Annotated in this window: 3 protein-coding genes; all 3 read left to right on the plus strand. The window is 66.3% G+C overall.

The genetic code is table 11. The annotated features are described in order from the left end of the window. The coding region (locus QMX80_RS18040) for a glucokinase (RefSeq protein ID WP_282278556.1) at window positions 1-164 on the plus strand (164 nt) is incomplete at its 5' end. A gap of 91 nt (window positions 165-255) precedes the next feature. Continuing rightward, the gene (locus QMX80_RS18045) at window positions 256-2,928 is read left to right on the plus strand and encodes a TonB-dependent receptor (protein ID WP_055772252.1); all 2,673 of its coding nucleotides are present in this window, start codon (window positions 256-258) and stop codon (window positions 2,926-2,928) included. A gap of 168 nt (window positions 2,929-3,096) precedes the next feature. After that, window positions 3,097-5,406, plus strand: coding sequence for a family 20 glycosylhydrolase (locus QMX80_RS18050; protein WP_282278555.1), 2,310 nt, complete (start codon window positions 3,097-3,099; stop codon window positions 5,404-5,406). Window positions 5,407-5,495 lie beyond the last annotated feature (89 nt).

The following is a 5,495-nucleotide window of genomic DNA, read 5'->3' on the forward strand; positions in this document are numbered from 1 at the left end:
CCAAGCTCGGCCAGTTCCTCATCGGCAGCACCTTCGTCGAACGCTTCCTCAACAAGGGACCGATGGCGAAGGCGCTGCAGCGCATTCCCGTGAAGCTGGTCGAGCACGGGCAACTGGGTGTCATCGGTGCAGCCAGTTGGTATCTGGAAAAGTTGGCCAAGTAAGCCTCGCAGCATAAGCAACAGATGCACCAGCAAGACCAGAAGTAAAGCGGCACGCCAGTGCCTTTCATTTACGATGTTGAGGAGAGACAACATGCATCGCAAGACCCTGCTTTCGGCAGCCATCGCCGGCTGCCTCGCCTTCAGCGCCCATGCGCAGGAAGCGCAACCCAAGGCGACCGACCTGGACACCGTCACCGTCACCGGCATCCGCGGCTCGATGGAGAAGTCGCTGGACACCAAGCGCGAGGCCAATGCCCGCCTTGAAGTCGTCACCGCCGAGGACATCGGCAAGCTGCCGGCGCACAACGTCGCCGATACCCTGCAGCGCCTGCCCGGCGTGAACATCAGCTCGTCCTCCGCCAGCGAAGGCGGCTTCGACGAAGCCGACCGCGTCAGCCTGCGCGGCACCAGCCCGAGCCTGACCCAGACCCTGATCAACGGCCACAGCGTCGGCTCGGCCGACTGGTTCGTGCTCAGCCAGGGCAGCAACGTCGGCCGCAGCGTCAGCTATACCCTGCTGCCGTCGGAACTGGTGCGCTCGGTGGAAGTGAGCAAGTCCTCGCAGGCCAAGCTGCAGGACGGCGGCACCACCGGCACCGTCAACATCATCACCCGCAAGCCGCTCGAGTTCGCCAAGCCGATCACCGCCGAAGCCTCGATCGGCGCGGTCCGCGCGGACCAGGCCGAGGCGACCGACCCGCAGCTGTCGGGCCTGTTCAACTACAAGAACGACGACGGCACCTTCGGCGTGATGGTGCAGGCGTTCAAGCAGAAGCGTCATCTGCGCCGCGAAGCGGAAGAACTGCCGTCCGGCTTCTTCCAGCTCGGCCGCAATTCCGATGGCACGATCAACGCGCTCGGCCAGTCCAACCCGGACCTGGTCGATGTCTGGGCTCCCAGCCTGCTGGGCTCGACCCTGTTCGAACAGATCCGCGACCGCAAGGGCGGCCTGGTGTCGCTGCAGTTCAAGCCGGCCGACAATCTGACGCTGGGGCTGGAAGGCTTCACCTCGAAGATGCAGGCCAACAACTACAACCGCAACTTCATGCTGTGGGGCGGCAACTTCGCCAACAGCCAGGCGCCCGACGCCGGCTATACGGTCAAGGACGGCGTGCTGACCGACGCCAAGTACGCCGGCAAGGCCGGTACCGACTACGCGGTCTACGACATGATCTACCGCGAAGCCACCGCCAAGAGCAGCTATGTCACGCTGGACGCCGACTGGCAGGTCAACGACAACCTGAGCGCCAAGTTCCAGGCCGGCTCGACCAAGGGCACCGGCTCGACCCCGCGCCAGTTCATCGCCGAAGTGACCCTGGCAAATGGCGGCGGTGCCAGCTGGAATACCCACGGCATCGGCTCGCCGGTGGACTGGAGCGTCGGCGGCGACATCACGCCGGCAGGCGTGACCAGCTTCGGCACCTGGGGCAACCAGCAGGTCACCGCCGAAGACAAGGAGAAGTGGTTCACCGCCGACTTCAGCCAGTACTTCAACGACAGCGCCCTGAGCTCCATCGACTTCGGCGCCCGCTACGCCGACCACAAGCGCGAAGCCCTGTCGCCGGAAGGCGCCACGCCGGGCGATATCTGGAGCGCGCTCAAGAGCGGCGCCACCGCCAGCTATCCGGGCGGCTTCGCCAGCGGCATCGGCGGCAACTTCCCGCGCAACCTGTGGTACTTCACCCCGAGCGCGCTGAAGGACGCCATCCTCGCCAACTCCACCTGGCTGTCGAACAACGACGGTCCGAGCGGCCGCCACAACTACGGCGGCGAATGGAAGGTGCAGGAGAAGAACTTCGGCGCCTACGTGCAGGCCAACTTCGTCGGCGATCGCTGGAGCGCCAACGTCGGCCTGCGCTACGTCAACGTCGACCAGGACATCAATACCTACCTGGCGGTTTCCGATCCGGCCAACATCGATGTCAGCAGCCAGTTCGGTTCCTGGAAGGCACTGTCGTACAACAACAAGCACAGTCGCCTGCTGCCGAGCGCCAACCTGAAGTTCGACCTGGCCGACGACCTGGTGTTCCGCTTCGCCGCCTCGCAGACCCAGACCCTGCCGGATTACTCGGCGCTGGGTGCCTCGTCGTGGGGTTCGGACCTGAGCCGTACCGGCGGCGGTGGCAACCCGCGCCTGAAGCCGGTGCTGTCCAGCAACTTCGACGCCAACCTGGAGTGGTACTTCATGCCGCGCGGCCTGCTGTCCGTCGGCGTGTTCGCGATGAACCTGAAGGACTACGTGGGCTTCGACACCGAGACCCAGATGCTGTTCAGCGAGCTGACCAACAAGCTGGAAGCCTACAAGGTCGCGATGCCGATCAATGTCGACGGCAAGGTCAGCGGCATGGAAGTGGCGTACGAGCAGCCGATCGGCGACAACTTCGGCGTCAATGCCAACTACACCTATGTGGACGGCAAGTCTTCGTTCACCTGGGCCAACGGCAGCAACAGCCTGCAGGGCACCTCGAAGAACACCTACAACGTGGGCGCCTACTTCGAGAACGACACGTTCGGCGCGCGCCTGAGCTACACCTACCGCTCGTCGTTCCTGATCGGCCTGCAGGGCGCGGTTCCGTACTACCAGGATGATTTCGGCACCCTGTCGGCCTCGCTGAGCTACAAGGCGACCGACTGGCTGAGCATCAGCCTGGATGCGCTGAACCTCAACAACCCGACGTTCAAGTACTACCAGAGCGCCTCCATTCCGACCGCGTTCTACGAGAATGGCCGCCAGTACTACATCAACTTCCACGTGAAGTACTGATACGCCGGCAGGCAGCATCGTCGGAAGCGTGATACGCCGGGCCTGGGTCATTCCGGGCCCGGCGTTTTTGTAGCGCCGGGCGACGCCCGGCGAGCGACAGGACAGGCGGGATGGCCGACCGGGCCGTCCCGGCATTTCATAGAAGAACCCGAACAGGAGCTCCGCCCCATGACGAAGTCCCTCCGCATGCGCCACCGCGCAACCTGGCTCGGCAGCTGCATGCTGCTTGGCATCGCCGCATCGCAGGCGCACGCGATGGAGGCCGCGTCCCCGCCGTCGCTGATCCCGCTGCCCTCCAGTTACCACGCCACCGGCGGCAAGGAGTTCGTGCTCGGGCGCGCCGCGCAGGTCGGCGGCAACGACGAGGCGGCACGCCGCGCCGCCGCCCAGTTCGTATGGCTGCTGGCGCAGAACGGCGGCCCGACCCTGGCCGTGGCCGAAAACGCCGGCAAGGCGCAGATCCGTTTCCGTCTCGATCCGTCGGCCCTCAATACCGCCGAGGGCTACCGGCTCAAGGTGTCCAATACCGGCATCGAGGTGAGCGCCGGCGACGACGTGGGCCTGTTCTACGGCGCGGTCACCGCCGCGCAGCTGCTCACCGGCGACAATCCCGGCCGCGTCGCGGCCGCGGACATCGACGACACGCCGCGCTTCCGCTGGCGCGGGCTGATGCTGGATTCGGCGCGTCACTTCCAGAGCATGGACGAGATCAGGAAACTGCTCGACGCCATGGCCCAGCACAAGCTCAACACCTTCCACTGGCACCTCACCGACGACCAGGGCTGGCGCATGGAGATCAAGCGCTACCCGAAACTGACCGAGGTGGGCAGCTGCCGCGTACCGCTGGGCGATGCCGGCCGCGACCCGGCTACCGGCAAGGCGCGCAGCTACTGCGGCTATTACACGCAGGAACAGATCCGCGAGATCGTGGCCTATGCGGCGCAGCGCCACATCCAGGTGATCCCGGAGATCGACGTGCCCGGGCATGCCACCGCCGCCATCGTCGCCTATCCCGAACTGGGCGCCACCGACAAGCCGCTGGTCATCGACAACCAGTGGGGCGTGTTCCCCAACCTGTTCAACACCGAGGAAAGCACCCTGCGGTTCCTGGAGAACGTGCTGCTGGAAGTGATCGACATGTTCCCGGCGCGCTATGTGCACGTCGGCGGCGACGAGGCGGTCAAGGACCAGTGGATCGCCTCGGCCCGCGTGCAGGCGCATATGCGCGAGGTGGGCGCCAGGGATGAGATGGAAATGCAGAGCCACATCATCAAGCGCCTGGAAACCTTCCTCGAACAGCACGACCGGCGCCTGATCGGCTGGGACGAGATCCTCGAGGGCGGGCTGCCGCCGGAAGCCACGGTGATGTCCTGGCGCGGCACCGAGGGTGGCCTGAAGGCCGCCAGCGAGGGCCACGACGTGGTGATGACCCCGGTCACCCACATGTACATGGACTACCTGCAGACCGGTTCGCCGGACGAGCCGCCGGGCCGCCCGACCACCATCGAGCTGAAGAAGGCCTATGAGTTCGAGCCGGTGCCCGCGGAGCTGGCCGTCGACAAGCGCCAGCACATCCTCGGCCTGCAGGCCAACATGTTCACCGAGCACACCCGCAACGACCGCAACCTGGAGCACAACCTGTTCCCGCGCCTGGCCGCCGTCGCCGAGACCGGCTGGAGCCCGCAGGAAAAGCGCGATTTCAGCGGCTTCCTGCAGCGCCTGCCGCGCCAGCTGCAGCGCTACCGGGCGATGGGCATCCGGTATGCGCAGACGCCGTTCCAGGTGGACATGCACGACAAGGGCAACCGTGCCGCCGGCACCGCCACCGTCACGCTGGACAACCCGCTCGGCTATGCCGTGCACTACACGCTGGACGGCAGCGAGGCGACCGCCGCGTCGCCGCGCTACACGCAGCCGCTGCAGGTCGGGCTGCCGACCCAGGTCCGCGCCGCCGCGTTCTTCGAGGGCAAGCCGTTGGCCGCGGCAAACCGCTTCGCCATCACCGCCGATTCGCTGCTCGTCCGCGACGACACCCGGCTCGACCTCTGCCCCGGCGACGGCAAGCTGCTGCTGCGCCTGGAAGACGACGGCCCGGCCGATGGCGAGCGCGCGATCTTCAACGTCAACATCTTCAGCCCATGCTGGCTGTGGCAGGACGCCGACCTCACCGGCGTGAACGCGGTGAAGGTCCGCGCCGGACGCATTCCCTACAACTTCCAGCTGGCCCACGACGAACCCAGCCGCAAGTTCGTTCCCGCACGCACCGCGCATGGCGAACTGGAGATCCTGGCCGACTGCAAGGGCACGCCGCTGGTCTCGCTGCCGCTGCCGGCCGCACCCGGTGCCGATGGCTTCATTGAACTCGAAGCGCCACTCCCGGCCACCGCGGCGCATGCCGATCTCTGCATCCGCTTCACCGGAGACACCCGGCCGGACCTGTGGACGCTGGACTGGATAAAACTGGAAGCCGCTCGCTGAGCACGACACAGAGGCCACCGGAAACGGTGGCCTCTGTCTTCATGGGCATCGCCGCCGCCTCGGGCTGCCCCCGCAAGTCAGCCCGAGGC

It is taken from the genome of Stenotrophomonas sp. PS02297, from assembly GCF_029959705.1.
In the GTDB taxonomy this organism is placed as follows: domain Bacteria; phylum Pseudomonadota; class Gammaproteobacteria; order Xanthomonadales; family Xanthomonadaceae; genus Stenotrophomonas; species Stenotrophomonas nitritireducens.